Here is a 24,245-nt window from a genome sequence, read left to right on the forward strand (position 1 = left end):
TAGCCCTCTTCACATGCGAATCAAATCTGAGCCGACTTCCTTTAGCGCTACTCTAAGTTGTTGCTCCGATATTCACTCGCGGGATTTTTGCGCGTAATTTGGCTTCCCAATCGCGTAGCCCTATATCGCCGCATCCCACCAATGTCATCTCCTGCAATCCCGCAAGCTCTCCCAGCACGTCGATATCCGTGATCCGTTTGCAATACTGAATATTCAATTGCTCCAACGCCGGCAGGGCGGCAATCGGGCCAATGGTTTCCAACAGGCCTTGATTCTTGAGCCGCAACGACCGTAGTCCGGAAAGCTGTTCAATCCCCGCCAGCGTTTTCAACGAGCGTCCCGCCATCAGCCCCAGCGATACAAGAGGCAACGCCGCGATGCGGTTAAACAGTGATTCATCGAACGATACATTGAATAGATTCAATTCCTGCAACGGCAGCCGCAAGACCTGATCGAGCAGTTTTCCCGCCTTGTCCGGCAGCATCGACAGCGACGTCAGCGCCGGAAAATCCTCCGCCTTGAACCGCATCGGAACGTTCACCTCCAGCGATTCCAATTGCGGCATCGACCCCGCTGACCAGGTATATGACCCCGGGCAATCAAAAATCGACAGATGCCGCAGGCTGGCCGGCAGCATCTCGGCGCGAAGATTCTTGACGACCGAGGCCTGGATATTGCCGGGTCCGATGGACAGATGCGTCAGAGACGGCAGCTGGGCAATCAATGCCGGCAATTCCTGCACCGGATCCAGGGGCGGCGCCCATAGATGGACGTATTCGATCGCCGCCAGCGTGGCCGCGTCGGGCGGCGCGTCGTAGAACAGGATTTGATCCGAGCCATGCGCCTGCGCGGCCTGCCGGCTGTGCATCAACAGCCATCGCTTGTCGCGGCCGGGTTGGGGCGTTGAGAACGGGATCAGCGACATGCGAGCTCCGGAGTGATGATGGCTGGGCCTGACTGCTTATTCCGCGGCTTTGGGCGGCAGATCCTCCGCCGTCACGCCGCCGCGCCCCATATACGCGCCGAACACCGTGCCAATGGTCTTGACCAGGCTATGCGAGTTCATTACCTCGCCATGGATATCGTCGATACCCTCGTCGTCCGGTTGCAGCTTGCTGGCGTGCCCGACCCATTCGATGGCGGCAAAACGGTTCTTCTTGGCGCCATGGCCGCGCGCATAGGCCAGCCCGATCTCGGCGCTGGCGCGGGCGGCGCGCCAGTCGTCGTCTTCGTCGACCAGCGGCCGCAGATACTCGCGCACGCCGCTCTGTTTTTCCGCGTCGGTGCCGTGGTCGCGCAGCAGCACCCCGATGCGCAAGCGCGCCAGGGCGTCGGCGCGCGGTTCCTCGCGCGATTCCTGCAGCAGCCGCAATACCGTCTCGACATTCTCGCGGCGCGAGAAATCCATCTTGCCGTCGAACAGGTGCCGATGCGCCATGTTGTACTTGGCCAGCGGCGAACCATCGTCCACCGCGCGTTGCAGCCATTCGTCGCGCACCGCCTCGTCCAGATAATGGTCGGGCGTGTTGTCGCGGAAGCCGCGGTGAATGTCGTACATGCTGCTGGCCGCGTCGGGAAAACGCCGATCCGTCAATTGGCGTGTCAGGAAATAACCTTCCTCGTGCGCGCCGCCATCCCACAGCATCGCGGCGGCCGCCAGCACGTTGAAACTGTCGTCCGTCTGGTCGCGGCCGAGTTCGGCGGCGCGGTCTAGCAGTTGTTGCGCCTTGGCCGGATCCTTTTCAAACCCCCACAGCCCGAACTGATGCGCCACCGCCACCAACCCCTGCGGGGTCGCCAACTGGTCCCAGCCGCTCATGCGTTCCAGCACGCGCTTGAACGCGCCGTCGTCGTCCGGAATGTGGTGAATCAGCGTCACGTGCGCGAAACTGCGGAATGGCCCGTCCACTTCGCCAAAATACATATTCCCCGGGAACGCCGCCACGCTCTGCGCGTGCAGCGCACGGGCACGCGCGTGGTCGCCCAGCGAATAACTGACGAAATTCGCGAACCGACCGAGCGCCTCGCCGCGTTCTTCCGGCCGCAAATCGCGCTGCAGGAACGATTCGAAGGCCTGGCGATGGGTTTGCACCGCCTGCGTTTCCTCCGATTCCGGAAAATCGCTCAGCTCGTCCCACAGGCCGATCCAGCGGATCGCGTTGCGTTGCGGTTCCGTCAGCGTCTCGCATTTGCATCATGGTCACGCAGGCCGCGACGGGACGCGGCGACAGCGTCATGGCTTTCAATAGCGCGGCGGCGGCGGTTTCGCAGGCCAGGGCGGCGCCGATCCAGCGATCCTGCGTCACGCTGTCCGCCCAGCCAAAGCCGCGGATATCCGCGGCGCGGCCGAAGCAGAAGTTACCCAGGACCAGGTGTGCGTGGTAGGAGTCGGGGCAGGCGGCGATCCAGGCCTGGAGGAAGTCGGCGGCCTGCGGGTAGGGGACGGTGCTGTAGTCGAAGAGGGTGCCGGAGAGGACGGCTTCGGAATACGCGGAAATCTGGCTGGCAGGGAGCGACCAATCCTGTTGTTCCAGGTCGGCGTAGTAGGCGTCGATGCGGGGGAAGGCGCGGGCTTGGACCAGCGCGCGAGAATGGGAGCGTACAGCAGAAGGTGAATACAAGGACTGGGCCTGCGTGGAAGGTTAAATCGATGACCCACAGGGAATAGTACCGTTGAGGGGGGGGCTATATTTTTAACCTCTTTAAGTATTCCGAAAATTAACTCAATTTTTTGGGAGAGCGTTGCCAGCTACATGCATTCTTATAATGCCTGTAGCTGGGGTCTTTGGTGGGTATGGATAATTATTATAAACAATTCAAGATCGTTTTGGATTTAATGTCAGCGCTTTGATGGCGAGAATGCCCTCTTTTTCGGCGCTTTGGTTAAAGTTGGTTGGGGGTGAGTTTTTTTCCAATACTTGGAAAGAATTCCCTTAAAATAATCATCCTCTTTGAAGTGCTTCATGCCGTAGTTGATGCACTCTTTTAGTTTTTCCCGCATTTCTTCGTCATGGGGTTGGGCATTGCAAATATCGATTAAATAATCGCAAATGGTGGCTGTCGGATACGAATCTGATGTGCCGCGTCTTTGTCGTTCAAATTCCAGGCAGTCTACGCCTTCGGTGAGTAATGTTCGATCCTTATAGCCGTCGTGTGCATATTTTGCTACTAACGCCGCGCCAAGAGAATGTCTGGTCTGGAAAGAATCATAAAATTCCAACCCTGTTCTAAAGCACTCTATTGCGTCATCATAACGCTGGAGTTTTCTGTAAAATCGGCCAAATTGCAGCCAAAAAACTCCATCATGCCCATACCATTTTTGGGCTTGGTGGTATATTTTTTCTGTTTCTGTTTTTCTTATTGATTTAGAAAAGTATTGCTCATAGAGAAAATTGAAAGATATAAGACTTTTATATATCTGATATGGAACTGGGTGAAACTTGATGTCGTCTACCGTGAACTTATTCGATAAATATTCTAGCATTTTTAGAATTTGCTCTTTTCCTCCTCGGTGTGAAATACAATTATCGAAATAATAGTCTGCAATCACTCTGTGTCGACAAGAGAGGACCCCTCTGGAGCCGAAATCTACGATGATTCCGGAAAGGCTTTCCTCGATGTATCTTTGGATTTCGGATACTGCAATTTGAGTCATTCCCGCGACATAATTTATCGGAGCATTTGAACCGATGTGATTTAGTATGGCGACAATGCTCAGAATTGTCTTTGCGTTCTCCTCCTTTACGGAGTGAAACTCATTATGTATCTTTGTCTCGAAATTTTCATGAGTAGTCAACGAATAAAGCGCAGAGAGCAAGTCGCCATTAAAACCTCGTTCTCTACTCATTAGGGTCCCTGCTTGACGTTCCAAGGGCAGCTCTGAAAAATCACCGAGCTTTATTGCATGGCTATTTATTTTTGAACATATTGCAGTCGCGTCATCATAACTAAGAGCGCCAAATTCAAATATTTGGGGGACTGTTAGAACGTCCGAAAGGTGACGTAAATTGGCCTTGTACTCATACTGTCTATCTTCTAAGATAAACAGGCAATAAGATTTTATCTTGTCATGTAATTCTGAAGATATAGAATTGATAGCGTAGTAAAATTCGGTAGAATTGTAAAATACAAATATGGCCTTTGATTTCTCGGAAAATCCGGAAATTATTGATATAAATTTACCAAGGTCAATGCCGTTCGACGAGTTGAATTCGTATACGTATGGGTACTTTTCAACAATATCAATTAGCGCAGACCGAATTCCCGTTGTTTTTCCCGAGCCGCTTGGCCCAATAACATGAAATATGCCGATTCCAGTGGTTGCTGTCGCAAGATTTATGGCAATTGAACTCGCTAGCGCGCCAATGCGTTGGGTTTTTGCATGCGCGTCATTAATTATGTAGAACCATTCAGGGTGGGCTCCTGTTACGAAATGGCGAAGAATTCCTGATTCGGTTCGTGATTTTTCAATTGAATCTACAACTGGGTTGAAGGCTTCTTTGAACCATGTCATTGCTCCAACCGTGGATATCTTTGTCTTTACAGCGGGAATGGACTCGAGGACCAGATCCACCAGTTTTTTCGGGCGCAAATTGGTGTATATGGTGCTAAAAAAATCTTCTGCGGTGGCGTCAATAACGTAGTACCCTGCTTCTATATAATTTTCTTTTTTTATTGGATCGGGGTCTGGTAGAACTATCCAGTTTTGCGCGGGAGTGGAGGGGCGACCATATGTATCTCCTCGGCGAGAAACGTACGTGTCGATGTCTGACTCATCGAGTTGATTGCCAATTACGACTAGGCCCCCTAGGAGCATTCTGGCGGCAAGTTCGTTATGCCAATCGAATAATTTATTTGAGGCGATGGCATAATCTAAGCTGGAAAATATAAAGCCTTTTTCCAATTCATAGATAGTTCCATGGATCGACACTACAGGAGTGCATCCAATTATATTGGACGTGGAGGCTTGGTCGCTGTAATTAAAAAATTCAAAATCGCAGGACGACTTTCCTTTGCCTTTGCATGCGTCATAAGCTACGTTCAATACATTATCAATATTTGTTGTGTAGATTCGACTCCACACGTATTGAAAAATATTTTCTTGCCATTTTTCTGCGCGATCAACGATAAAGAAATTTTTTAAGTATTCGTTGAAATTTTCAATTTTTCTAGATGCGTATGTGTATGCGTCTTTTAATGTTGTTTTGGGGCCAATTGGGGTGTTGCATTTTTCGAGTAATGCTTCCTTTAGCCCATCTCCTGTCGGTATTTCCCCGTTAATGGATTTATTCCGGTAGCTAAAGCCAGCACCTAAAAGAAGTGCGATTTCTCCCTTCTCAATGAGAGGGCATATTTGGTTCTTTATGATTTGTGCATCAACTTCATTCATGGTAGTTGCCAGTAAATAATAGTTACGCCACGTGTAGGATAGCATCTATCCTCAAATACCCATAGGAGTAATCCGAACGTCTAGTTGTTCCTAAGCGCTTGATCCGAGGATAAAGAGATGCGCCGGTCTTTGCCATCCCATACACTGCCCCAACAACCAAGGAGCCCCATGTCGATTCAAACCCTAGGCCGTTGCGGTGTCGTTCTGTTTCTCGCCGCGCTGACTTCCGGCTGTTCCCTGACCAACGAATGCCGCTGGAATCGCAGCAGTTGCATGTATGACGGCAAGTATGAGCCTGGCGAGGAAGACTACGCGGAATCCGAGGCGAAGCGCCTGAACAAGGCCTCGACCGATCGGTTGCGTAGAAGCTCGGGGGATTGAGCGCTAGCTCATCGCAGGCGGTGGGGTGGCTAGTGGCCCGGCATCCTGTCGATGGCCCACTCTGGCGACGTGCTGGCATCCCGATGGCGCCAAGCACACCGCAACCGCGCCAATCAATGCAATGACCCTTCCGTCATCGCCACTCCAATATCCAACCGCGCCCCGTCCATAGCCGACTCTGCAAGATCCGCAATGTGATCGCAGAGGCTTTCAATGCCGCCTAGCAAGTTGGCGTTGATCCACGGCTCCAGCGGCTCCACGCCGGTGCCCTCGGGTTCCGTCGCGCTATTCCCCACGATCCGGGCGATGGCCCAGATGCCCAGGCAAGCCCGTTCTATCTTCCGAAGATCAGCAAATCGAATAGGGACGCTCTCCGGATCATCCGGGGTGGCCCAGCGGTCAAGGGTGTAGGAGTGGTCGTTCATCGCGGCTGCCTCTGTCGTTAAGCCCGCGCCCCGTTGTCATTCGGGGTGGGCGAGCGCAAGGCCAGGTTGACAGACCGGTAGCAAAGGCAACCAGCGCACGCGAACGTGCCCCAGCCAAGGCTCGCCCATGGAGGGACGTGCGTCAGCCTTCGGATATGAAAACGCCGCTATTGCGGCGGGTATCCGCCTTTGCTATTCCGGCTGTCAATCCGGACGATCGTTGTTACGATCGCAAGATGAGTATGGGCGTGACGCACATTGGCAGCAATGCCAAGGGTGACATTCTCATCCCTATCCGAGACGCGCGTTCAATAAGAAGAGGACCCCACAGGGTCCTTTTTCAATTCTCAAGCCGCTCGCGGCAGGAAAAACCGATCCTTCAACTCCTGCAACCCGATCCGATCCAGCATCTCCGTCAGCCGTTCAGCGGGCTTGCGACGCGGCAGATCCTTGTACTGCGCGATGATCAGCTCATTCTTCATCGAATGTTCCCACCCGACCAGTTCCGTCACGCTGACCTGGTATCCATGCGCCTCCAACTGCAAGCACCGCAGCACGTTAGTGATCTGGCTGCCAAACTCCCGCGTGTGCAGCGGATGCCGCCAGATCTCCGCCAGCGGATCGGCCAGCGCCTTGGCCTTGTTCTTCCTCAGCACCGACGCCACTTCCGCCTGGCAGCAGGGCACGACCACGATGTACTTGGCCTTTTTCTCCAGCGCGAAATGGATCGCGTCGTCGGTGGCGGTGTTGCAGGCGTGCAGGGCCGTGACCACGTCGATGGTCGCGGGCAGTTTGTCGGAGGTGATGGATTCGGCCACCGACAGGTTCAGGAACGACATGCCGCCAAAGCCCAGGCGCTGCGCCAGTTCTTCGGATGACTTGACCAGTTCCTCGCGGGTTTCGATGCCGTAGATGTGCGAGCCGTTCTTCAGCGCGTCCGGCTGTTCCTTGAAGAACAGGTCGTACAGGATGAAGCCCAGGTACGACTTGCCCGCGCCGTGGTCGGCGAGGGTGACGGCGCCGCGTTGTTGCTGGACGTCCTTGAGCAGCGGTTCGATGAACTGGAACAGGTGGTAGACCTGCTTGAGCTTGCGGCGGCTGTCCTGGTTCATCTTGCCGTCGCGGGTCAGGATGTGCAGGGCCTTGAGCAGTTCGATCGACTGGCCGGGGCGGATGTCGTGGGTTTTGTCGGACATGGGGGTAAGGCAATGCGCCCCGCGTGGGGCGGGGCGCATGAATAGGCGGAAAGCGCCATTTTAACGAAAATGCCGGTATCAGACCTGCACGACCACCGGTTCGCCCAGGTTCAACATCAACCGGTTGGCCCACGCGAAGATCGCGTCCGAATGCAGCAGGTCCAGCACTTCGCCGTCGCTCAGGCCCACGTCCTTCAACGCCTGGATGCTGGCCGCATCCACCGAGGCCGGCGCGTCCGTGATCTGGATCGAGAACTTGCCGATCGCCAGTTCGCGCGCGGTGGTGCCGGCGGTGGCCGGGTCCTCGAACACCTGCGCGATCACGTCATTGCGCTTGGCCAGTTGCTCGAAGCGCTGCGCGTGCACCGAGGCGCAGTAGACGCAGCCGTTGACGCGCGACACCACGGTCGCGCCCAGTTCACGCTCGGCGCGCGACAGGCCGCCGGGCGCGTACATGATGGCGTTGAACGCGGTGGAGCGCTGGCGCAGGATCTCGGGCTGGTGCACCAGGAACAGGTAGTAATCCGAGACCTTGGCCTTGGGGTGGCTTTCTTCCAGGACCGCGATCTGCTCGGGCGTGGCGCTGTCGACCTGGACCACGTCGAGCCACGCCTTCCACTCCAGCACTTCGTTGGTGAAGCCGTGGGCCTTGATGACGGCGCCGGGTTCGGTGGCGGCGGTGTTGGCCGGGAAGGGCGCGGGCGGCGTGCCGGCCGCGGCGGGCTTGGCTGCCTGCGCCTGCATGGCTTGCAGGCCGGCGACCAGGCGCACCTGGTACGACAGGAACGCCACCAGTTGCGACAGCGTGACCACGGCAGGCGTGGAGACGCCGGCGGCCGGCAGGGTCTTGAGCGCGGCCTCGTCGCCTTCGACGGGCTTTTCGATCAGCTTGCGGGTGAATTCCAGGATCGCGGCCAGGCGCGGGTCGGCGGCGTCCGCCGGCTTGCCGGACTCGGCCACCTGGATGTCGGCGGCGCTGGCGCCGGCCTCGACCAGGCGCTGGCGGTAGTGCGCGGCCAGCGCCGGCGACGGCGTCAGGCGCGCGGCGTACAGCGCGACCAGCAGGCGCTCGGCCAGCGTCAGGCCGGGCAGGGCCGGGTCGAACAGGGCGTCGTAGCTGCCCTGGGTGGCGGCGGCGACCTTGTCGCGCTGGTGGCGCACGGCGTAGGCGGCGCTGTCGGCCTTCAGGCCGACGAGCTGGTCCACCAGGTCGCGGGCGGCGTCATAGACGATGGGTGCTTGTGCCATTGGGAAAGTCTCCTTGGATGTCGTTCAACCGGCGTTGCCGGGCGTGGCGGCCGCGCCGGCCTGGGCGCGATCCGCGGACGGCGCGGCCTGGCCGCGCGCCTTGACCGCGGCGTCCAGGAACTTCAGCACGCCTTCCCAGGACTCCTGGTCGGCGCGCGCATTGTCCTTGGGGTTGCCGCCGCTGGTGCTGATCTTGCCGGACACGGGGTGGGCGTAGACCAGCTGGGTGGTGGGCACGTAGGGGAACAGGATCGAGTGGCCGCCGTTCTCGTAGTCCAGCCATTGGACGGGATACGGATGCCGCACCTCGGCCAGCTTGTCCCGCACCATCTTCGAATACAGGCTGGACGGCCACGAGCCGTCGTCGGTGGCGGATAGCAGCATTACCGGACCCTGGATGTCCTCGACCTTGATGCGGGCGCGGGCCACGGCGTCGGGGTCCTGCAGCGCGGTGAGGATGGCCTTTTCATGACGATGCGGCGAGGGGCCTTCGTCGAACGGCGCCCAGGTGGCGGTGCGGTTGTTTTCCCAGACGTGCGGCAGGGGCTTGCCGCCCAGCAGCCAGGTCGGGCCTTCGCGGCCGATCTTGGGGTCGCAGGCGTTCTGGCCGCTGTGGACCACGGCGCCGGGCACGTAGGCCACGACCGCCGAGACTTCGGTGGGGAAGGTGGCGCCCAGCAGCAGCACCAGTTCGCCGCCGCGCGACTGGCCGCTGATGGCGACGAAGTCGTGCTTGGGCTGGACCTTCTTGCGCAGCCAGCGCAGGCCGGTCTGGAAGTACTCCAGCGGCGTGTTGGAGATGTAGTCCGACAGGCCCGGCGCCTTGAAGTAGGCCAGGGCGAAGGCGGCGTAGCCGCGCGACGCGTACAGCGCGGCGCGCGGTTCGTTGATGCCGCCGCCCGAGCCGTTCAGGATCAGCACGGCGGGATGCGAGCCGGGCGTGGCGCCGGGCGGCAGGTAGAGCGTGCCGACCAGGCCTTCCTCGCGCACTTCCTGGCGGGTGACGCCGTCGGCCGCCAGGCGCTGGGTGAAGCGGGCGATGCTCTGCGCGCCGGCGGCGCGCGCCACGACTTCGGTGACCAGCGCCTCGGTGACCGGGTGGTTGAAGTGCTCGCGGCTGGGCGAGTCCACGGGCGACTGCGACCAGATCAGGCCCATGGGCGAGACGCCGCCGTAGTCGCCCGAGACGGGCGCGTCGCGGCTCAGGTCGACCACGCCGTCCTCGCCCGCGACGAAGGCGGCCTGGCTCTGCCAGAGCACGCCGTTGCGGCGGGTGAGGGCGGTGATCTCCACCGTCTGGCCGGGCGCGACGTGCTCCACCCGGATCTGGCGGGGCACGTCGATGAGCGCGTCGGCGGGTTGGATGCTCAGGGTAGGAACCATGATGCGCCCCTTACTTGCCCGAGTCCTTGGTGACCATCATGGCGGCGGTGCGGTCGCTGGTCATCGGGGTGACCTTCAGGCCCTTCTTGGTGGCCCAGATGTTCTTGTAGTGGTACAGCGGAATGATGCCGACGTCATCGGACACGATCTTGACCGAGTCGCGCAGGATGGCTTCACGCTTGGCCACGTCGAATTCCGAGGTGGACTGGTCCAGCGCGGCGTCGACCTTGGCGTTGCTGTAGTGGCCCCAGTTGGAGGCGCCCAGGCCCTTCTTGGCGTCGACGGTGGCCAGGATGTTGACCAGCGCGTAGCTGGCTTCGCCCGTGCCGTTGCCCCAGGCCAGCATGCTGACCGCGAATTCGTTCTTGTTGGCGCGGCCCGAGTACACGGCCCACGGCACCACTTCCACTTGCGTCTTGACGCCGACGCGGGTCCAGAACTGCGCCACCGCCTGGGCCGTTTCCGGGCCTTGCGGGTAGCGGTCGTTGGGCACGTGCATGGTCAGCTTGAAGCCGTCGGGGAAACCGGCTTCGGCCAGCAGCTTCTTGGCCTTCTCGACGTCGTTGGGGATGTCCTTGACGTCGGGGTTGTAGCCGAAGGTGCCCTTGGGCATCCACTGGTTGGCTTCGGTGGCGGCGCCCTGCAGGATGCGGTCGGCGATGGCCTTGCGGTTGATCGCCAGGTTCAGCGCCTGGCGCACGCGCACGTCCAGCAGCGGGTTCTTGTCCAGCGGCTTGCCGTTGTTGTCGGTGATGTACTGGTTGGGCGCGGGGTTGAAGCTGGGCTGCAGGATCATGACGCGCAGGCCATCGTACGGGTAGACCGAGATGTTGGCGGCCTTCTGCAGCTTGGTCAGGTCGGACACCGAGACCTTGTCGATCACGTCGACGTCGCCGGCCAGCAGCGCGGCGGTGCGGGCGGCGGCGTTGTTGATGTAGCGGTAGTTGACCTTGTCCCAGGTGGCCTTCTCGCCCCAGTAGCCGTCGTTGCGTTCCATGATGACGCGGTCGCCGGGAGTGTAGGACACGAACTTGTAGGGGCCGGTGCCGACCATGGCCTTGCCCGAGTTGTAGTCTTCGGTGGTGGACTTCTCGCCGACGTGCTTGCTGACCACGTGCACCGACGCCAGGTTCAGCGGCAGGTCGGGGTTGGGGGCCTTGGTCTTGACGATCAGGGTCAGCGGGTCCTTGGCGGTCATCGTGTCGATGGTGCGCAGGTAGCCGGCGTAGGTGGCCACGCTGCCGGGCACGGCGCGGGCGCGGGTGTACGAGTAGATCAGGTCGTCGGCGGTGAACGGCGTGCCGTCCTGCCACTTGACGCCTTCGCGCAGCTTGAATTCCCAGGTGGTGCTGTCCAGCGGCTTCCAGCTCACGGCCAGGCCGGGCTGCAGCTTGTTCCACTTGTTCTCGATCAGCAGGTCCCAGAAGTGCAGGGCCACCGAGCGGTCGCCGGCGTGGTTGTTCAGTTGCGGGTCGAGCGAGGACAGCGGATCGGCAAAGCCGATCGACAGGTTGTCGGCCGAGGCCGCGGCGGACGCGCCCAGGATGGCGGCGGTCAGGGTCGAGAGAATCAGGCGTTTCATGTTCGGGGTCCTTGGTGAGGGGGAACTTCTTTCAGGCCATGTCGTTCAGGTGACAGGCGCTCAGGTGGTTGATGGCGATTCCCTTCAGGGTGGGAACCTCGGTTTTGCAGCGCGCCATCGCATGCGGACAGCGCGGGTGGAAGTGGCAGCCGCCGGGCGGGTTCAGCGGGCTGGGAATCTCGCCCTTGATGGCGGTGAAGGTCTTGTGGCGCGATTTCAGGTTGGGGATCTCGGCCAGCAGCGCCTGGGTGTACGGATGGTTGGGGCGGCGGAAGACCTCGTCCACCGGCGCCGTCTCGACCACGCGGCCCAGGTACATGATGACCACGCGGTCCGACAGGTGCTCGACCACGCCCAGGTCGTGGCTGATGAACAGGTACGTCAGGTTGAGCTGTTCGCGCAGGTCCATGAACAGATTCAGGATCTGCGCCTGGATCGACACGTCCAGCGCGGCCACGGCCTCGTCGCACACCAGCATCGACGGCTGCACCGCCAGGGCGCGGGCGATGCCGATGCGCTGGCGCTGGCCGCCGCTGAACTGGTGCGGATAGCGCTGGCGCAGGGCCGGGTCGAGGCCGGCGCGTTGCAGCTGGGCGCTGACGTAGTCGTCGAAGTCGCCGTTGCCGACCAGGCCGTGGATGCGGGCGGCCTCGCCGACGATCTCGTCCACGCGCAGGCGGGGGTTCAGGCTGGCGTACGGGTCCTGGAAGATCATCTGCACCTTCAGGCGCGCGGCGTGGGCCTGGGCCGGCGTCATGTCGGCGGGGCGCAGGCCGTTGATCAGCACCTCGCCGCCGGACGGCGTCAGCAGGCCGGCCGCGATGCGGCCCAGCGTGGACTTGCCGCAGCCGGACTCACCGACCAGGCCGACCACTTCGCCGGGGCGCACCACCAGGTCCACATGATCGACGGCGCGGGTGATGGCGGGCGGCTTGGACAGGCCCAGGCGCTGCAAGGCGCGGCCGGCGGCGCCGACGGGGCGTTCGCCAAAGCGCTTGCTGACCTGGCGCAGGTCGATGAGCGGGGTGGCGTTGCCGGCCGAGCGCGCGGCGGCGTCTCCGGCCCCGGCGTCGAGCGCGGCGGGATGGGCAGCGGCGTGCACGCCATCGCCGGTTGCGGTGCCCGAGGGCGGCGCCGCGTTGGCGCCGTCGCGGGTGTCCGGAATCGTCGTCTGGCTCATGCCGTCACCTCGCCCAGTTGGCGCGACGGATGAAAGCAGCGCACCTGATGGCCGGGCAGCACGTCGGTGATGGCGGGCTGCTGGCCGCATTGCGCCGTGGCGCGCGCGCAGCGCGCCGCGAAGGCACAGCCGGCGGGCAGGGTGAGCAGGTTGGGTGTCATGCCGGGAATCTGGCGCAGGCGTTGGCCGCGCTGGTTGTTGCTGGGCAGGCTGTCGATCAGGCCCACCGTGTAGGGATGCTGCGGACGGTCGAGCACGTCGTCGACCTTGCCGTGTTCGACGATGCGGCCGGCGTACATCACCGCCACGTCGTCGGCCAGGCCCGCCACCACCGACAGGTCGTGGGTGATCCAGATGAGGCTGGTGCCGTGTTGCTGCGCCAGCTTCTGCACTTCGGACAGGATCTGCGCCTGGATGGTGACGTCCAGCGCCGTGGTCGGCTCGTCGGCGATGATGAGGTCGGGCCGGTGCAGCATGGCGATGGCGATCGCCACGCGCTGGCGCATGCCGCCGGACAACTGGTGCGGATACGCCAGCAGCCGTTCTTCCGGGCTGGGAATGCCCATCATGCCGAGCGTGTCGCGGGCCAGCTCGCGCGCCTGCGACTTGCTCATGTTGTTGTGGGCGCGCACCGTTTCGATCATCTGCACGTCGACCCGCAGCACCGGGTTCAACGTCATCATCGGATCCTGGAAGATCATGGCGATGCGGTTGCCCTGCAGCTTGCGCAGCTCGCGCGGGGCCAGCTGGGTCAGGTCGCGGCCCTGGAACAGCACCTGGCCGCCGACCACGCGGCCGGGGGCGTCCACCAGGCCCATGATCGAAAAGCCGGTGACGGATTTGCCCGAGCCGGACTCGCCGACCAGGCCCAGGATCTTGCCGCGCTCCAGCGTGAAGGACACGTCGTCCACGGCGGGCAGGGTGCCGGCGCGGGTGAAGAAGTGGGTGCGCAGGTTGCGCACTTCCAGGGTCGGCACGTTGGCGGCGGCCGGCGCCGCGACGGGACGGGCGGCGCTCATTTGTGGGTCCTCGGGTTCAGCACGTCGCGCAGGCGGTCGCCCACCAGATTGATGGCGACGATGGTGACCAGCAGCGCGATGCCGGGGTAGAAACTGATCCAGTATTCGCCGGACAGCATGTATTGGAAGCCGTTGGAGATCAGCAGCCCCAGCGACGGTTCGGTCACGGGCACGCCCAGGCCCAGGAAGCTCAGCGTGGCTTCGAGCGTGATGGCGCGCGCGATCTGCAGGGTGCCGATGACGATCAGCGGCGGCAGGCAGTTGGGCAGGATGTGCTTGAGCATGATCCGCCAGTTGGGGATGTCCAGGCAGCGCGCCGCCTCGACGTACTCGCGGCGACGCTCGACCAGGGCCTGGCCGCGCGCGGTGCGGGCGTAGTAGGCCCATTCCAGGATCACCAGCGTCAGCACCACGTTGCCCACGCCCTTGCCCAGGTAGGCCAGGATCATCATGGCCACCAGGATCGACGGGAACGACAGGATCAGGTCGACCAGCCGCATGATCAGCGCATCGACCTTGCCGCCGGCATACGCCGCCAGCAGGCCCAGCAGCGTGCCGATGATGCCGGCGATCAGCGCCGAGCCCACGCCCACCATCAGGCTGATGCGCAGGCCGTACAGGATGCCCGACAGCAGGTCGCGGCCCTGGCCGTCGGTGCCGAGCCAGTAGTGGAAGGTGTTCAGGCCGTTCATCGTGCCCGGCGCCAGGCGCGCGTCCAGCACGTCGATCTGCAACAGGTCGTAGGGGTTCTGCGGCGAGATCCACGGCGCCAGGATGGCGGCCAGGATCAGCAGGGTGGCGATCACCAGCCCGAACACCGCCGTCTTGGACGACAGGAATTCCAGCAGGTTGCGGCGCCAGGGCGATTCGCGCTTGAGCGCAGGGGCGGCGGTTTGCATGGCATTTGCCTGGGGAGTGTTCGGAGCGCTCATGCCGAGGCCTCCAGCCGCACCCGCGGGTCCAGCACTTTGTACAGGATGTCGACGATCAGGTTGAGCGTCACGAACAGGCACACCACCACGATCAGGTAGGCCACGATCACCGGGCGGTCCAGCGCGTTCAGGCTGTCCAGGATCAGTTTGCCGGCGCCGGGCCAGGCGAAGATGCTTTCGGTGATGACGGCGAAGGCGATGGTCGAGCCCAGCTCCAGGCCCAGCACCGTCACCAGCGGGATCATGGTGTTGCGCAGCACGTGCACACAGACCACCCGGAACGGCGACAGGCCCTTGGCGCGGGCGAACTTGACGAAGTCCAGCGGCATCACGTCGCGCACGCCGGCGCGGGTCAGGCGGATCACCAGCGAGATCTTGAACAGCGACAGGTTCAGCGCCGGCAGGATCAGGTGGCGCCAGCCGTCGGCCGTCAGCCACGACCACTGGAAGCCCAGGAATTCCACCGTCTGGCCGCGGCCGCTGGCCGGCAGCCAGCCCAGCGACACGCTGAAGGTCATGATCAGCATCAGCGCGACCCAGAAGGTCGGCAGCGAAAAGCCGACGATGCTGCCCGCCATCACCAGCTTGGAGAAGCGGCTGTCGGGATACAGCCCGGCCAACAGGCCCAGCGGCAGCCCGATGATCACCGCCAGCAGCAGCGCGGCGATGGCCAGTTCCAGGGTCGCCGGCAGGCGCTGGATCACCAGTTCGACGGCGGGGATGTTGTAGACGAAGCTGTTGCCCAGGTTGCCGTGCAGCGCCCCGTTCAGAAAGCCCAGGTACTGTTGCCACAGGGGCTTGTCCAGCCCCAGTTCGGCGATGATGCGGGCGCGGTCGACCTGGTCGACGTCCTGGCCGATCAGGATGTCGACGGGGTTGCCGATGGCGTGCAGCCCGACGAAGACGATCAGCGTCATCAGGAACACGACCACCGCGGCTTGCGCCACGCGGCGGAGCAGCCAGCCGGTCATTGCGCGGTCTCCGCTTGCCGGGCCGCGCCGGGCGCCGGGGCCGGCGTCCATTCGTCGCCGAACACCTCGGGTTCCGCGAACGCTTCCATGTTGGCGTAGTGCGTCGCCACGTCCTCGCGGTAGAACAGGCCGGCGATGCCTTGCGCCAGGCGCTTGGCGCCTTCGCTGATGGCCGGGATGTCGCCCGACACGGTGCCGTGCGTCAGCGCGGCCGGGTACGAGAAGCAGTGCACCCGGTCCAGGCCGGGACAGGCGCCCGGGGTTTTTTCCTGCAGCTCGAAGGCCGCGCCCAGGTCGGGCGAGTCATGCAGTTCCTGGTCTTGCTCGCCAGCGGCGGGGGTGTAGCGGTCGCCCCAGGCGCGCACGTGCGGCGCCAGCGCGGCGAATTCCGGACGCACGGTCCAGTCGATGCGGAAGCCGGTCGAGAACACCAGGAAGTCCAGCGTGAAGACGCCCTTGGGCGTGGTGACGCGGATCGCATCATCCACCAGCGCCAGGTCCTGCACGCCACAGCCCAGGTTGAAGCGGGCGTTCGGGTGGCGCGACACGCGCAGCGTGCTGCCGCGCGGCGGCGGCACCTGGGCGGCGTTGATGTAGTGGCGGATCTTCCACTTCCAGTCGTCGGGCAGGTTCAGGTGGCCGTGGGTCAGGCCGGGGTTGCCGGCGCCCTTGCCCTTGTTGATGCGCGGGATGTCGTTGCGGCGGATCAGCAGGTCGACGCTGGCCGCGCCCGCTTCCAGGGCGGTGGCGGCGCTGTCCATGGCCGACGCGCCCGCGCCCACCACGCCGACGCGCTTGCCGGCCAGGGTGGCGTAGTCCAGCACGTCCGACGAATGGGCCCAGCGGTTGCGCGGCAGCTTGCGCGCGAAGTCCGGTACGTAGGCGCCGCCCAGGCCGTCGCGGCCGGTGGCCAGCACCACGCGGCGCGCCAGCACGGTCTGGCGGCCGGCGGGCGATTCGATGTCCAGCTGCACCAGCTGGTCGGCGCGCGGCAGCACGGCCAGCACGCGGTGCTGGTTGCGCACGTCCAGGTTCAGCACGCGGCGGTACCAGCGCAGGTAGTCCATCCACTGCAGGCGCGGGATCTTGTCCAGCGCGTCCCAGGCTTCGCCGCCGAACTGCGCCTCGAACCAGGCGCGGAAGGTCAGGGCGGGCAGGCCCAGCGCCGGACCCGTCAACTGCTTGGGCGAGCGCAGGGTTTCCATGCGCGCGGTGGTGGCCCACGGGCCTTCATAGCCTTCGGGCGACTGGTCGAAGATCGGCGCGATGATGCCCAGGTGCGTCAGCGAGGCCGCCGCGGCCAGGCCAGCCATGCCGCCGCCGATGATGGCCACGTCCAGCACCGGCTGGCCGTCGACCAGGCGCGGCGTGACCCAGGGCTTGGCGGGGATTTCCAGCCAGGACAAATCCTGGCGCAGGCGCGCTTCCAGCGCGGCCAGGCCTTGCGGGGCGGGAGCGAGGGGTTGGTTCATGCGGGCGTATCCGTAAGAGGGGCGTCATCACCGTAGATCGACTGCAGCAGCGCGCCGTGCTGGCAGGCGTCGTGCAGCACGAAGCCGGGCAGCAACTGCGCGGCGGCCTGCGCCAGGGCATCGGCCATGGCCTGGCAGGCCGGCGTCAGGGGCTGCGACTGCGAGGTGATGACCCCGAAGAAAAAGGGAATGTCCAGGTCGATCGGGCGGATCGCCACGCCCGCCATCGGCGCGCCGTAGGCGGTAATGGGTTCCAGCACCGACACGCCCAGGCCGGCGCGCACGGCGGCCAGGGCGTTGACGGACGAATTGGTTTCGATGGCGCCGGCGGCATGGCCCAGCGCCGCGTCCAGCCGGCGGCGCAGACGGTAGGGATTGGCCATGGTGATGACGCGGCGCCCGGCCAGCTCGGCCACCGGCACCACCTCATGGCGCGCGGCCGGATCGTTTTCGGGCAGCGCCACCACACAGGGCGCCTGGCCGATCCAGTGCACGGTCAGGCCGCGATGCTCCAGCGGCAGGCTGGTCGCGCCCAGTTGCGCCGCGCCGCTCAGGACGGCGTGCACCACGCGCTCGGGCGAGGCGCTGCGCAGTTCGATGCGGGGGGCGAGGTTGGCGTGCGGCTCGATGCGCTTGAGCGCGTCCGGCACCAGCCCGGCGGCCAGCGCCGAGGTGGCCGCCAGCAGCAGCGGCTGGGTCTGGCCGCGGGCGATTTCCTCGGCCCGGTCGCGGATCTGGCGCAGGCTGGACAAGGCGCGTTCGACGTCGTCGTAGAGCAGGAAGCCCTGCTCGGTCGGCGTCACGCGCGGCCCGCTGCGGGCGAACAGGGCATAGCCGATCTCGGCCTCCAGTTCCTGCAGCAGGCGGCTGATCGCGGGTTGCGAGCGGCCAAGCAGACGCCCGGCAGCGGTGACGCTGCCCGTGGACATGACGGCCGCGAAGGCCTCGAGTTGACGAAGTTCCATCTGTCTTGCTTTATGCCAAGGACGAATTCTTGCGTATCGAGTATGCGCTCGGCAAATAATTAAAGGGCATAAGCAAATTCCCTAATCGGGATTTCCTTATGCCCTTTCATTACTTCGCGTTATTTCAATGACTTACGGGATTACCCGTGGGTCAGCCGTCGCAAGCGGGGGACTTTTGGGGGATTTCTCGTTGGCGTCTCGCCCGCATACTGATCCGACATGCTGCCGGCGCCGTGGATAAAGCCTCCGGCGAAATGGAGCAGGCTCGCATGGCTCGAACAGTCTTTCTCAACTCTTGAACACGTCTGCTTTGCCCAACGGCGCATTGGCCTCTGTGGGGGCAGGCAGCAGCTCGAAGTTTCGACCGAAGGCATGAACGCCGCAGCTGTCGACGGTGCCTGCGGGATCCCACTGTCCGTTCCTGGTCACAATGATCGCTTCACCCATGAGTGCGACTCGGAGGGCGAAGACCCAGAACGTGAATTCTGATTGCCTGATCATCCCGTATTGGACCTGGCCCATGGTGACGGACTGCGGCGGTGGTATCAGGCCAAGCGTCCATTTCAGGGCGATGCCAACGGGCCAGAGGCGCGCACGAACGCTTGTGGGTTTGAAGTACAGGAGCTTGACGCGGGTTGCCATGGCATACCCCTCTATCGTGTGTAACGCACGGTCAGCCTATCAAAGCGCATGGCCACCAAATACACAGGAAAACCCTGAAACTGCACCGCGGATTCGAAGGTCAAGCGCGGTCCGTTCCGCAAGAGGTCAGTCCGCCGGCACGATAGCGCCGGAATTACATCACCTTTACCGCTCGGCCGATGAACTGGATCGGGCCGGTCGGTTTGCCGATGGGCGAGCCGGTGGCCGGCTCCAGCGTCAATTCAAACAACTGGTTGGGTTCCAGCGGGGGCAGCTTGTCCAGCGGGATGCGCACGGGTTCGCCCGGCTTGACCAGGCCCAGCGACACCGGGCCGGCCCAACTGTCGGCCTTGGTCCAGAACTCCAGCGCGCGATCGGCCGGAACTTGCACCGCCGCGATCGGCACCAGTTGCACCTCGCGCTGGCCGGCCTGGGCCTGCACGACCCAGCCGGGCGTCTGCGACTGGGGGGCGACCAGTACCACCATGTATTGCACCGGGCCGGGCGTTTGCGCGGGACGCAAGGCCAGGGCGCCGGCCAGGACCAGCGCGGCGGCCACGCCGCTGGCGGCCGCGCCGCGCCAGAAGAACAGGCTGTCCCACCAGGCCGGACGCCGCGGCCGGCCGGCCTGGCGGGCAGCGTGTTGGCGATACAGCGTTGTCTCGATGCGCGGCCACAGCCCGGGCGACGGCTCGACCGGCGCGGCCAGATCCGTCAGTGGCAGCAGGCGCTCTTCCCAGCGGTCGACGGCGGCGCGCAGCGCGGCATCGTGCGGCAGCCGGGCCTCGACGTCGCGGCGGCGCGCGCCGGGCAAGGTGCCCAGCACGTATTCGCCGGCCAATTCGTCCAGGCCGTCGGGGGTGTCAGGCAAGGCGCTCATGCCAGGCATTCCTTCAGCGCTTTCAGGCTGCGCTTGATCCAGGCTTTGACGGTGCCCAGCGGCGCGCCCAGGCGCTGTGCGATTTCGCTGTGCGACAGGCCTTCGACGTAGGCATGCAGCACGCAGTTGCGGCGCACGGGCTCCAGTTGTTCCAGGCAGGGGCCGATACGGCCGGCGCTGTCGCGCCAGTCGAAAGCGTCGCGGGTGTCATGCCAGGCGTCGATCGCGTCGCGAGCATCCAGCGCGGCGGCGGTATCGTCGTCCACCGCGGTTTCGTGGCGCTCGTCCCGCACGGCGTTCAGCGCCAGGTTGCGGGCCACGCGATAGAGCCAGCCGCGGGCCGAGCCGCGCGCGGCGTCGAAGCTGTCAGCCCGGTTCCAGATATTGACGAAGGCGTCGTGCACGATGTCCTCGGCCCGGGCGCGGTCGCGCACGATGCGCTGGGCCACGCCCAGCAACCGCGGCCCTTCTTGGCGATACAGCGCTTCCAGCGCCGTGCGGCGCCCCGCGGCGCACTGCGCGAGGGCCGCTTCGTAATCGAAATCCGGAACAGGTCGGTTCGGCATGCAGGCGGGGGCAGTGGCGGTGGGCGTGGACCCGGGCAAGGGCCGGGCGGCGGCGGATGCAGGCATGTTACCGGACTCCCGCCGCCGCCCGCTGGGTGTCAGTCCGCCTTCCAGAAGAGGTAGTCGGCCTGGTAGGACACCTGACTGCGCTGGCCGGCCGTGGTGCACGGCGTCTGGGGCGCCACGCCGCCCTTGAGCGCCGTGCGCTGGATGTAGGCGACGCCAGTCAGGGCGCCGGCGCCCACGGCGGGATTGGCCTTGACCAATTGATAGGGCAGGTTGCCCGCGCCGGCCGGCGCCACGGCGACTTGCGTACCGGTCAGCTTGGAGCCGTCCGCGGCCTCCCAGGTGGCGGGCGGGCCGTAGTAGGTGCCGACCTGCTTGCCCTGGCGGTCTTTCAGGACCGCCTTCGGGCCGGCGAACACCCATTCCAGCTGCTCCTTGGCGTCGGCCTTGGCGCGGCATTCATAGGTGATGTCGCCGGTCCCGACGGTTTCCCAGGCCACTTTGTGGCCGGCGGGTACCTGGACGGCGGCGGGCAGGGCGTCTTGCGATGCCGCCATGGCCGGGGCGGCTTGCAGCAGGCCGCAAGCGGCCAGCAGGGCGGCAGCGAAATGGCCGGTGGCGGGGAAGGGGCGAGTCGTCATGAGCGGTCTCCTGCGGAAGAGGAATCTGCGGGTACGGCGCACGGAATGTGCGCCGTTGCAGGTACTACACGCGAGAGCCGTTATTGGATGCAGGCCGAGGAGATTATTTTCTTTTTTTGACCCGAATGGCATTGCCTGGCGGCGCTATATAGAATTGGGTCCGAATAACGCCGCTTGTCCATGCCTACACCTACACCAACACTGAACGCCGGGCGCGCCACGCCGTTGGCCGCCGGCCGGCGCGGCGCCGCAAGGGATCGCGCGCGCCTGTTGCGCCCGCTGGCGGCGTTGCTGTGCCTCGGCTTGAGCGCCTGCATCAATGTCCGGCCGATGCAGCCCCCGCCGCCGCTGTACGCCCTGTGGGCCAAGCCCGGGGTCGATCAGCAGGGGGTGCGCGGCGCGTTGCTCGACTGCGGCTTTCCCAGCGCCAGCCATGTCGACGGCGCGACCATCACCAACAACGACTATGCGCGGGGTGAGCAGTGCATGCTCGGCAAGGGCTTTGCCTACCAGGAGCGCCACACCTACTGCGACACCCATCCCCATCTGGCGGCCTGCCCGGCAATCGACGGCGCCGCGGCGGCGGAGTCACGGCAACGTCCGCCCGCCTATGAACAATGGACCCGGCCGGACGCCGACGCCCAGCGTGTGCAGCAAGCCATGCGGGCGTGCGGCTACGCCTCGGTGATCGAGCCGGGCGACGACATGCTGCTCAACGACATCGCCGCCGCGCAGCTGTGCATGCTCGACCAGGGCTTCCGGCTGACGCTGCCGGCCAACGCGCTGCTGTGCAGGAATCCGCCCATGCTGGCGGCCTGCCGCGGCCGCGTGATCGACACCGCCCATTGCTGCGCGCCGCCCCGGGCCGCCGGCCAGCGCTGACGCGGCGGCCCGGCGTCAGTCCGTGCCGGGAAACGCCTCCACCCACTTGACGGTCACGTCGGGGAACGCGTCCACCAACTGGACCGTGAAGTCGGGAAAGGCATCGACGATCTTCCATTCACCGCAACTGTTGGCGAAGGCACCGACCTGCTTCACGCGGATGTCGGCGAAGGCATCGACGATCTTGACCTTGATGTCGGGAAAGGCGGTGACGAACTTGACCGACCCGCGCAGCGGAATGCCTTTGTAGGTGCAGCTGCTTTTGTCGACATCACCGGCCTGGGCGGTGAAAGCGGCGCCCAGCAGGGCGCTGGCGAGAAGGGCGCAAGGCAATGCGCGCATGGGGAATGTCCTTGAATGCCGGGCCATGCCGGCGGCCCGAGGGAAGACGTGCCACCGGATCATGCCAGCGGCGTCCGCAACCTCGCCATGCTGTATACGTCCACATAGCGCCCATCGCGGATGGCGTAGTCGCGCAACTGGCCCTCGACCTCGAAGCCATGCTTGCGGTACAGCCCGACGGCGGCCTCGTTGTCGCAATAGACCATCAGCTCGACCCGGCGCAGGTTCATCCAGTCGTCCGCGACCCGCAGCAGCTCGCCCAGCAGGCGGCTGCCGATGCCCTGGCCCTGCCAGGCGCGGGCCACGCCCATGCCGATGGCGCCCGAGTGGCTGCGGCGCACGCGCGCGGACTGCTCCAGGCTGGCGCTGCCGACGACCTCGCCCAGGTGGGTGGCGACCAGCGCCAGCAGGCGCTCGTCGTCCGGGGCCAGCAGCCTGCGCCAGCGCTCGGGCGGCTGGTAGGGCATCTGCAGCACCTGGCGCGCGACGTCGGAATCGTTATAGAGCGCGGCCATGCCGGGCAAGTGATGCTCGGCGAGGCGTTCGATGAGGATGGGGGAGGTCACGGGGGCGGCGGCAAGGGAGTCGGGCAACGCCAATGATAGCGCTGGCCCGGCCTCACACCGCCGACACGCTCCCCGCCGCGCCGCCCGATGCCGTGCCCGGCGGCGCCGTCACGATCGACGTCAACGCCGGCTCCGCCGCCTTCAGCCCCGCCAGGTCCGGCCGCGGCCGTTGCAGTTCGGCGATGCCCGCGAACGCCGACTCCATTCCCTGCGCCGCCGCCAGCACCTCGCGATCCCCACGGAACCGGCCCACGATCTGCAAGCCGAACGGCATGCCCTGGTGGTCCCGCCCGCAAGGCAGCGTCAGCGCCGGATGCGTGGTCAGCGTGATCACATACGTCAGCGCCAGCCAGCGGTAATAGTTCTCCTGGCGCTTGCCGTTGATGGCCTCGGCATAGAGCTGCGTCCACGGGAACGGCGACACCGGCGTGGTGGGCGACAGGATCAGGTCGTAGTCGTCGAAGGCGCGCTGGAAGCGCTTGATCAGCCGGGTTTGCTCGGCCTGCGCCCAGGCGCAATCCTTCAGGCTCATGGCCGCGCCCATCTCGAAATTGGCGCGGGTGTTGGGGCCGAGGCTGGCCGGGTCTTTCTCGTAGGCGTCGCGCATGCCGGCCACGAAGGCCTCGGCGCGCAGCACGTCGAAGCAGCGGTGGGCCTCGCCGAAGTCGATGTCGATGGGATCGCAGGCCGCGAACAGATGGCGCATGGCCGCGATCTTGGCGCGGAAGGTGGCGCGGATGCCGTCGTCCACGTCGCACAGCCTGAAGTCTTCGCTGTAGGCCACGCGCAGCCGGCCCAGGTCGGCGACGCCAGGCGCCAGGAACTGCAGCGGATCGAGCGGATAGCTGAGCGGGTCGCCGGCGTCGGGCCCGGCGCTGGCGGCCATCTGCAGGCAGGCGTCGGCCACGGTGCGGCCCATCGGGCCGACCACCGAGATCGGCGTCCAGCCCAGCGGCTTGCGCACGCTCGGCACCACGCCGGGCGACGGCCGGAAGCCGACCACGCCGCACTTGGCGGCGGGGATGCGCAGCGAGCCGCCGGTGTCCGACCCGGTGCAGAGCGGGAACAGGTCGCTGGCCAGCGCGGCGGCCGAGCCGCCCGACGAGCCGCCGGCGTTCAGGTTCGGGTTGAAGGGATTGCCGGTCGCGCCCCACACGGTGTTGCGCGAGTTGGCGCCCGCGCCCATCTCGGGCACGTTGGTCTTGGCGGCCACGATGGCGCCGGCGCGGCGCAGGCGCGCCACCAGCGTCAAGTCCTCGGCCGGCACGTGGTCGCGGTAGATCGGCGAACCGTAGGTGGTGAGCAGGCCGGCGGTGGGCTCCAGGTCCTTGACGCCCAGCGGCAGGCCGTGCAGCAGGCCCAGCGTGTCGCCGGCCATCACCGCCTGTTCGGCGGCGCGCGCCTCGATGCGGGCGCGGTCGAAAGCGGTGGCGGTGACGGCGTTGATATAGGGGTTGACCGCCGCGATGCGCGCGATGCACGCCTCCAGCAGTTCGACCGGCGAGAGCTGGCGCGCGCCAATCAGGCGCCGCAGCTCCACGGCCGACAATGAAACCAGGGAATCGTCCAGGGTCATG

Annotated in this window: 23 protein-coding genes and 1 pseudogene; 2 read left to right on the forward strand and 22 right to left on the reverse strand. The window is 64.5% G+C overall.

Annotated elements, in window-relative coordinates; translation table 11 throughout:
* Positions 1–52: 52 nt before the first annotated feature.
* The 4 genes and pseudogenes from H0523_RS08700 to H0523_RS08710 all read right to left on the reverse strand — a co-directional run bounded on the left by H0523_RS08700 (position 53) and on the right by H0523_RS08710 (position 5,389).
* On the reverse strand, positions 53–925 hold the full coding sequence (locus tag H0523_RS08700) for a leucine-rich repeat domain-containing protein (protein ID WP_054429743.1): 873 nt from the start codon (positions 923–925) through the stop codon (positions 53–55).
* 36 nt (positions 926–961) lie between these two features.
* Positions 962–2,092, reverse strand: coding sequence for an SEL1-like repeat protein (locus H0523_RS08705; protein WP_231689772.1), 1,131 nt, complete (start codon positions 2,090–2,092; stop codon positions 962–964).
* Positions 2,093–2,246: 154 nt separating this feature from the next.
* A pseudogene (locus H0523_RS32240) lies at positions 2,247–2,621 on the reverse strand (DUF4034 domain-containing protein); the annotation flags it as partial.
* Positions 2,622–2,839: 218 nt separating this feature from the next.
* Positions 2,840–5,389, reverse strand: coding sequence for a P-loop NTPase (locus H0523_RS08710; RefSeq protein WP_180180050.1), 2,550 nt, complete (start codon positions 5,387–5,389; stop codon positions 2,840–2,842).
* A gap of 168 nt (positions 5,390–5,557) precedes the next feature.
* Here H0523_RS08710 and H0523_RS08715 point away from each other — a divergent pair, with 168 nt between their 5' ends.
* Positions 5,558–5,770, forward strand: coding sequence for a hypothetical protein (locus H0523_RS08715; RefSeq protein WP_054415713.1), 213 nt, complete (start codon positions 5,558–5,560; stop codon positions 5,768–5,770).
* Positions 5,771–5,883: 113 nt separating this feature from the next.
* Here H0523_RS08715 and H0523_RS08720 read toward each other — a convergent pair whose 3' ends face one another.
* From H0523_RS08720 to H0523_RS08790, 15 genes are all read right to left on the reverse strand, one after another.
* Positions 5,884–6,195, reverse strand: a complete 312-nt coding sequence (locus H0523_RS08720) for a hypothetical protein (protein ID WP_054429742.1) — start codon at positions 6,193–6,195, stop codon at positions 5,884–5,886.
* Positions 6,196–6,542: 347 nt separating this feature from the next.
* Entirely contained in the window at positions 6,543–7,391 is an 849-nt protein-coding gene (locus tag H0523_RS08725; RefSeq protein WP_054429741.1) for a class I SAM-dependent methyltransferase, read from the reverse strand.
* 78 nt (positions 7,392–7,469) lie between these two features.
* Positions 7,470–8,639, reverse strand: coding sequence for a CMD domain protein (locus H0523_RS08730; RefSeq protein WP_082404371.1), 1,170 nt, complete (start codon positions 8,637–8,639; stop codon positions 7,470–7,472).
* Positions 8,640–8,663: 24 nt separating this feature from the next.
* A complete protein-coding gene (locus tag H0523_RS08735) occupies positions 8,664–10,022 on the reverse strand; it encodes an acyl-CoA thioester hydrolase/BAAT C-terminal domain-containing protein (RefSeq protein WP_054429740.1) in 1,359 nt (452 codons plus the stop codon).
* Between the two features lie 10 nt (positions 10,023–10,032).
* A complete protein-coding gene (locus H0523_RS08740; protein ID WP_054429739.1) occupies positions 10,033–11,604 on the reverse strand; it encodes an ABC transporter substrate-binding protein in 1,572 nt (523 codons plus the stop codon).
* A 31-nt stretch (positions 11,605–11,635) separates the two neighbouring features.
* Positions 11,636–12,784, reverse strand: a complete 1,149-nt coding sequence (locus tag H0523_RS08745) for an ABC transporter ATP-binding protein (protein ID WP_231689742.1) — start codon at positions 12,782–12,784, stop codon at positions 11,636–11,638.
* A complete protein-coding gene (locus H0523_RS08750; RefSeq protein WP_054429738.1) occupies positions 12,781–13,803 on the reverse strand; it encodes an ABC transporter ATP-binding protein in 1,023 nt (340 codons plus the stop codon). The genes H0523_RS08745 and H0523_RS08750 overlap by 4 nt, the downstream gene beginning before the upstream one ends.
* Entirely contained in the window at positions 13,800–14,702 is a 903-nt protein-coding gene (locus H0523_RS08755; protein ID WP_054429737.1) for an ABC transporter permease, read from the reverse strand. The genes H0523_RS08750 and H0523_RS08755 overlap by 4 nt, the downstream gene beginning before the upstream one ends.
* Positions 14,703–14,731: 29 nt before the next feature.
* Complete coding sequence (locus H0523_RS08760) at positions 14,732–15,706, reverse strand: ABC transporter permease (protein WP_054415963.1); 975 nt, start codon at positions 15,704–15,706, stop codon at positions 14,732–14,734.
* A complete protein-coding gene (locus H0523_RS08765; RefSeq protein ID WP_054429736.1) occupies positions 15,703–17,178 on the reverse strand; it encodes a flavin-containing monooxygenase in 1,476 nt (491 codons plus the stop codon). The genes H0523_RS08760 and H0523_RS08765 overlap by 4 nt, the downstream gene beginning before the upstream one ends.
* The gene (locus H0523_RS08770; RefSeq protein WP_054429735.1) at positions 17,175–18,143 is read right to left on the reverse strand and encodes a LysR family transcriptional regulator; all 969 of its coding nucleotides are present in this window, start codon (positions 18,141–18,143) and stop codon (positions 17,175–17,177) included. The genes H0523_RS08765 and H0523_RS08770 overlap by 4 nt, the downstream gene beginning before the upstream one ends.
* Positions 18,144–18,431: 288 nt before the next feature.
* Positions 18,432–18,785 (reverse strand): hypothetical protein, encoded by a 354-nt coding sequence (locus H0523_RS08775; protein ID WP_054429734.1) that lies wholly within the window; start codon positions 18,783–18,785, stop codon positions 18,432–18,434.
* Between the two features lie 154 nt (positions 18,786–18,939).
* Entirely contained in the window at positions 18,940–19,665 is a 726-nt protein-coding gene (locus tag H0523_RS08780; RefSeq protein ID WP_054429733.1) for an anti-sigma factor, read from the reverse strand.
* A complete protein-coding gene (locus tag H0523_RS08785; protein WP_054429732.1) occupies positions 19,662–20,231 on the reverse strand; it encodes a sigma-70 family RNA polymerase sigma factor in 570 nt (189 codons plus the stop codon). Before H0523_RS08785 ends, H0523_RS08780 begins: the two co-directional genes overlap by 4 nt.
* Before the next feature lie 98 nt (positions 20,232–20,329).
* Complete coding sequence (locus tag H0523_RS08790; protein ID WP_054429731.1) at positions 20,330–20,878, reverse strand: DUF3455 domain-containing protein; 549 nt, start codon at positions 20,876–20,878, stop codon at positions 20,330–20,332.
* Between the two features lie 180 nt (positions 20,879–21,058).
* On the opposite strand from H0523_RS08790, the gene H0523_RS08795 reads away from it, so the two are divergent.
* A complete protein-coding gene (locus H0523_RS08795) occupies positions 21,059–21,760 on the forward strand; it encodes a hypothetical protein (RefSeq protein ID WP_054429730.1) in 702 nt (233 codons plus the stop codon).
* 15 nt (positions 21,761–21,775) lie between these two features.
* Here H0523_RS08795 and H0523_RS08800 read toward each other — a convergent pair whose 3' ends face one another.
* The 3 genes from H0523_RS08800 to H0523_RS08810 are packed head-to-tail and all read right to left on the reverse strand — an operon-like array spanning position 21,776 to position 24,244.
* On the reverse strand, positions 21,776–22,102 hold the full coding sequence (locus H0523_RS08800; protein WP_054429729.1) for a 7(1) septoil knot domain-containing protein: 327 nt from the start codon (positions 22,100–22,102) through the stop codon (positions 21,776–21,778).
* Between the two features lie 59 nt (positions 22,103–22,161).
* Positions 22,162–22,668: a GNAT family N-acetyltransferase gene (locus tag H0523_RS08805; RefSeq protein WP_082404370.1), complete on the reverse strand. Its 507-nt coding sequence runs from the start codon at positions 22,666–22,668 to the stop codon at positions 22,162–22,164.
* A 52-nt stretch (positions 22,669–22,720) separates the two neighbouring features.
* Entirely contained in the window at positions 22,721–24,244 is a 1,524-nt protein-coding gene (locus H0523_RS08810) for an amidase (RefSeq protein WP_054429728.1), read from the reverse strand.
* Position 24,245: the final 1 nt, after the last annotated feature.

Origin of the sequence: Achromobacter insuavis (assembly GCF_902859645.1) — a bacterium.
Taxonomy (GTDB): domain Bacteria; phylum Pseudomonadota; class Gammaproteobacteria; order Burkholderiales; family Burkholderiaceae_B; genus Achromobacter; species Achromobacter insuavis.

What these genes read in the sequence shown, in the direction of transcription:
- H0523_RS08700 (WP_054429743.1), bottom strand. Translation starts at nt 925, where the DNA reads ATGTCGCTGATCCCGTTCTCAACGCCCCAACCCGGCCGCGACAAGCGA.
- H0523_RS08710 (WP_180180050.1), bottom strand. Translation starts at nt 5,389, where the DNA reads ATGAATGAAGTTGATGCACAAATCATAAAGAACCAAATATGCCCTCTC.
- H0523_RS08715 (WP_054415713.1), top strand. Translation starts at nt 5,558, where the DNA reads ATGTCGATTCAAACCCTAGGCCGTTGCGGTGTCGTTCTGTTTCTCGCC.
- H0523_RS08720 (WP_054429742.1), bottom strand. Translation starts at nt 6,195, where the DNA reads ATGAACGACCACTCCTACACCCTTGACCGCTGGGCCACCCCGGATGAT.
- H0523_RS08725 (WP_054429741.1), bottom strand. Translation starts at nt 7,391, where the DNA reads ATGTCCGACAAAACCCACGACATCCGCCCCGGCCAGTCGATCGAACTG.
- H0523_RS08730 (WP_082404371.1), bottom strand. Translation starts at nt 8,639, where the DNA reads ATGGCACAAGCACCCATCGTCTATGACGCCGCCCGCGACCTGGTGGAC.
- H0523_RS08735 (WP_054429740.1), bottom strand. Translation starts at nt 10,022, where the DNA reads ATGGTTCCTACCCTGAGCATCCAACCCGCCGACGCGCTCATCGACGTG.
- H0523_RS08740 (WP_054429739.1), bottom strand. Translation starts at nt 11,604, where the DNA reads ATGAAACGCCTGATTCTCTCGACCCTGACCGCCGCCATCCTGGGCGCG.
- H0523_RS08745 (WP_231689742.1), bottom strand. Translation starts at nt 12,784, where the DNA reads ATGAGCCAGACGACGATTCCGGACACCCGCGACGGCGCCAACGCGGCG.
- H0523_RS08750 (WP_054429738.1), bottom strand. Translation starts at nt 13,803, where the DNA reads ATGAGCGCCGCCCGTCCCGTCGCGGCGCCGGCCGCCGCCAACGTGCCG.
- H0523_RS08755 (WP_054429737.1), bottom strand. Translation starts at nt 14,702, where the DNA reads ATGCAAACCGCCGCCCCTGCGCTCAAGCGCGAATCGCCCTGGCGCCGC.
- H0523_RS08760 (WP_054415963.1), bottom strand. Translation starts at nt 15,706, where the DNA reads ATGACCGGCTGGCTGCTCCGCCGCGTGGCGCAAGCCGCGGTGGTCGTG.
- H0523_RS08765 (WP_054429736.1), bottom strand. Translation starts at nt 17,178, where the DNA reads ATGAACCAACCCCTCGCTCCCGCCCCGCAAGGCCTGGCCGCGCTGGAA.
- H0523_RS08770 (WP_054429735.1), bottom strand. Translation starts at nt 18,143, where the DNA reads ATGGAACTTCGTCAACTCGAGGCCTTCGCGGCCGTCATGTCCACGGGC.
- H0523_RS08775 (WP_054429734.1), bottom strand. Translation starts at nt 18,785, where the DNA reads ATGGCAACCCGCGTCAAGCTCCTGTACTTCAAACCCACAAGCGTTCGT.
- H0523_RS08780 (WP_054429733.1), bottom strand. Translation starts at nt 19,665, where the DNA reads ATGAGCGCCTTGCCTGACACCCCCGACGGCCTGGACGAATTGGCCGGC.
- H0523_RS08785 (WP_054429732.1), bottom strand. Translation starts at nt 20,231, where the DNA reads ATGCCGAACCGACCTGTTCCGGATTTCGATTACGAAGCGGCCCTCGCG.
- H0523_RS08790 (WP_054429731.1), bottom strand. Translation starts at nt 20,878, where the DNA reads ATGACGACTCGCCCCTTCCCCGCCACCGGCCATTTCGCTGCCGCCCTG.
- H0523_RS08795 (WP_054429730.1), top strand. Translation starts at nt 21,059, where the DNA reads ATGCCTACACCTACACCAACACTGAACGCCGGGCGCGCCACGCCGTTG.
- H0523_RS08800 (WP_054429729.1), bottom strand. Translation starts at nt 22,102, where the DNA reads ATGCGCGCATTGCCTTGCGCCCTTCTCGCCAGCGCCCTGCTGGGCGCC.
- H0523_RS08810 (WP_054429728.1), bottom strand. Translation starts at nt 24,244, where the DNA reads ATGACCCTGGACGATTCCCTGGTTTCATTGTCGGCCGTGGAGCTGCGG.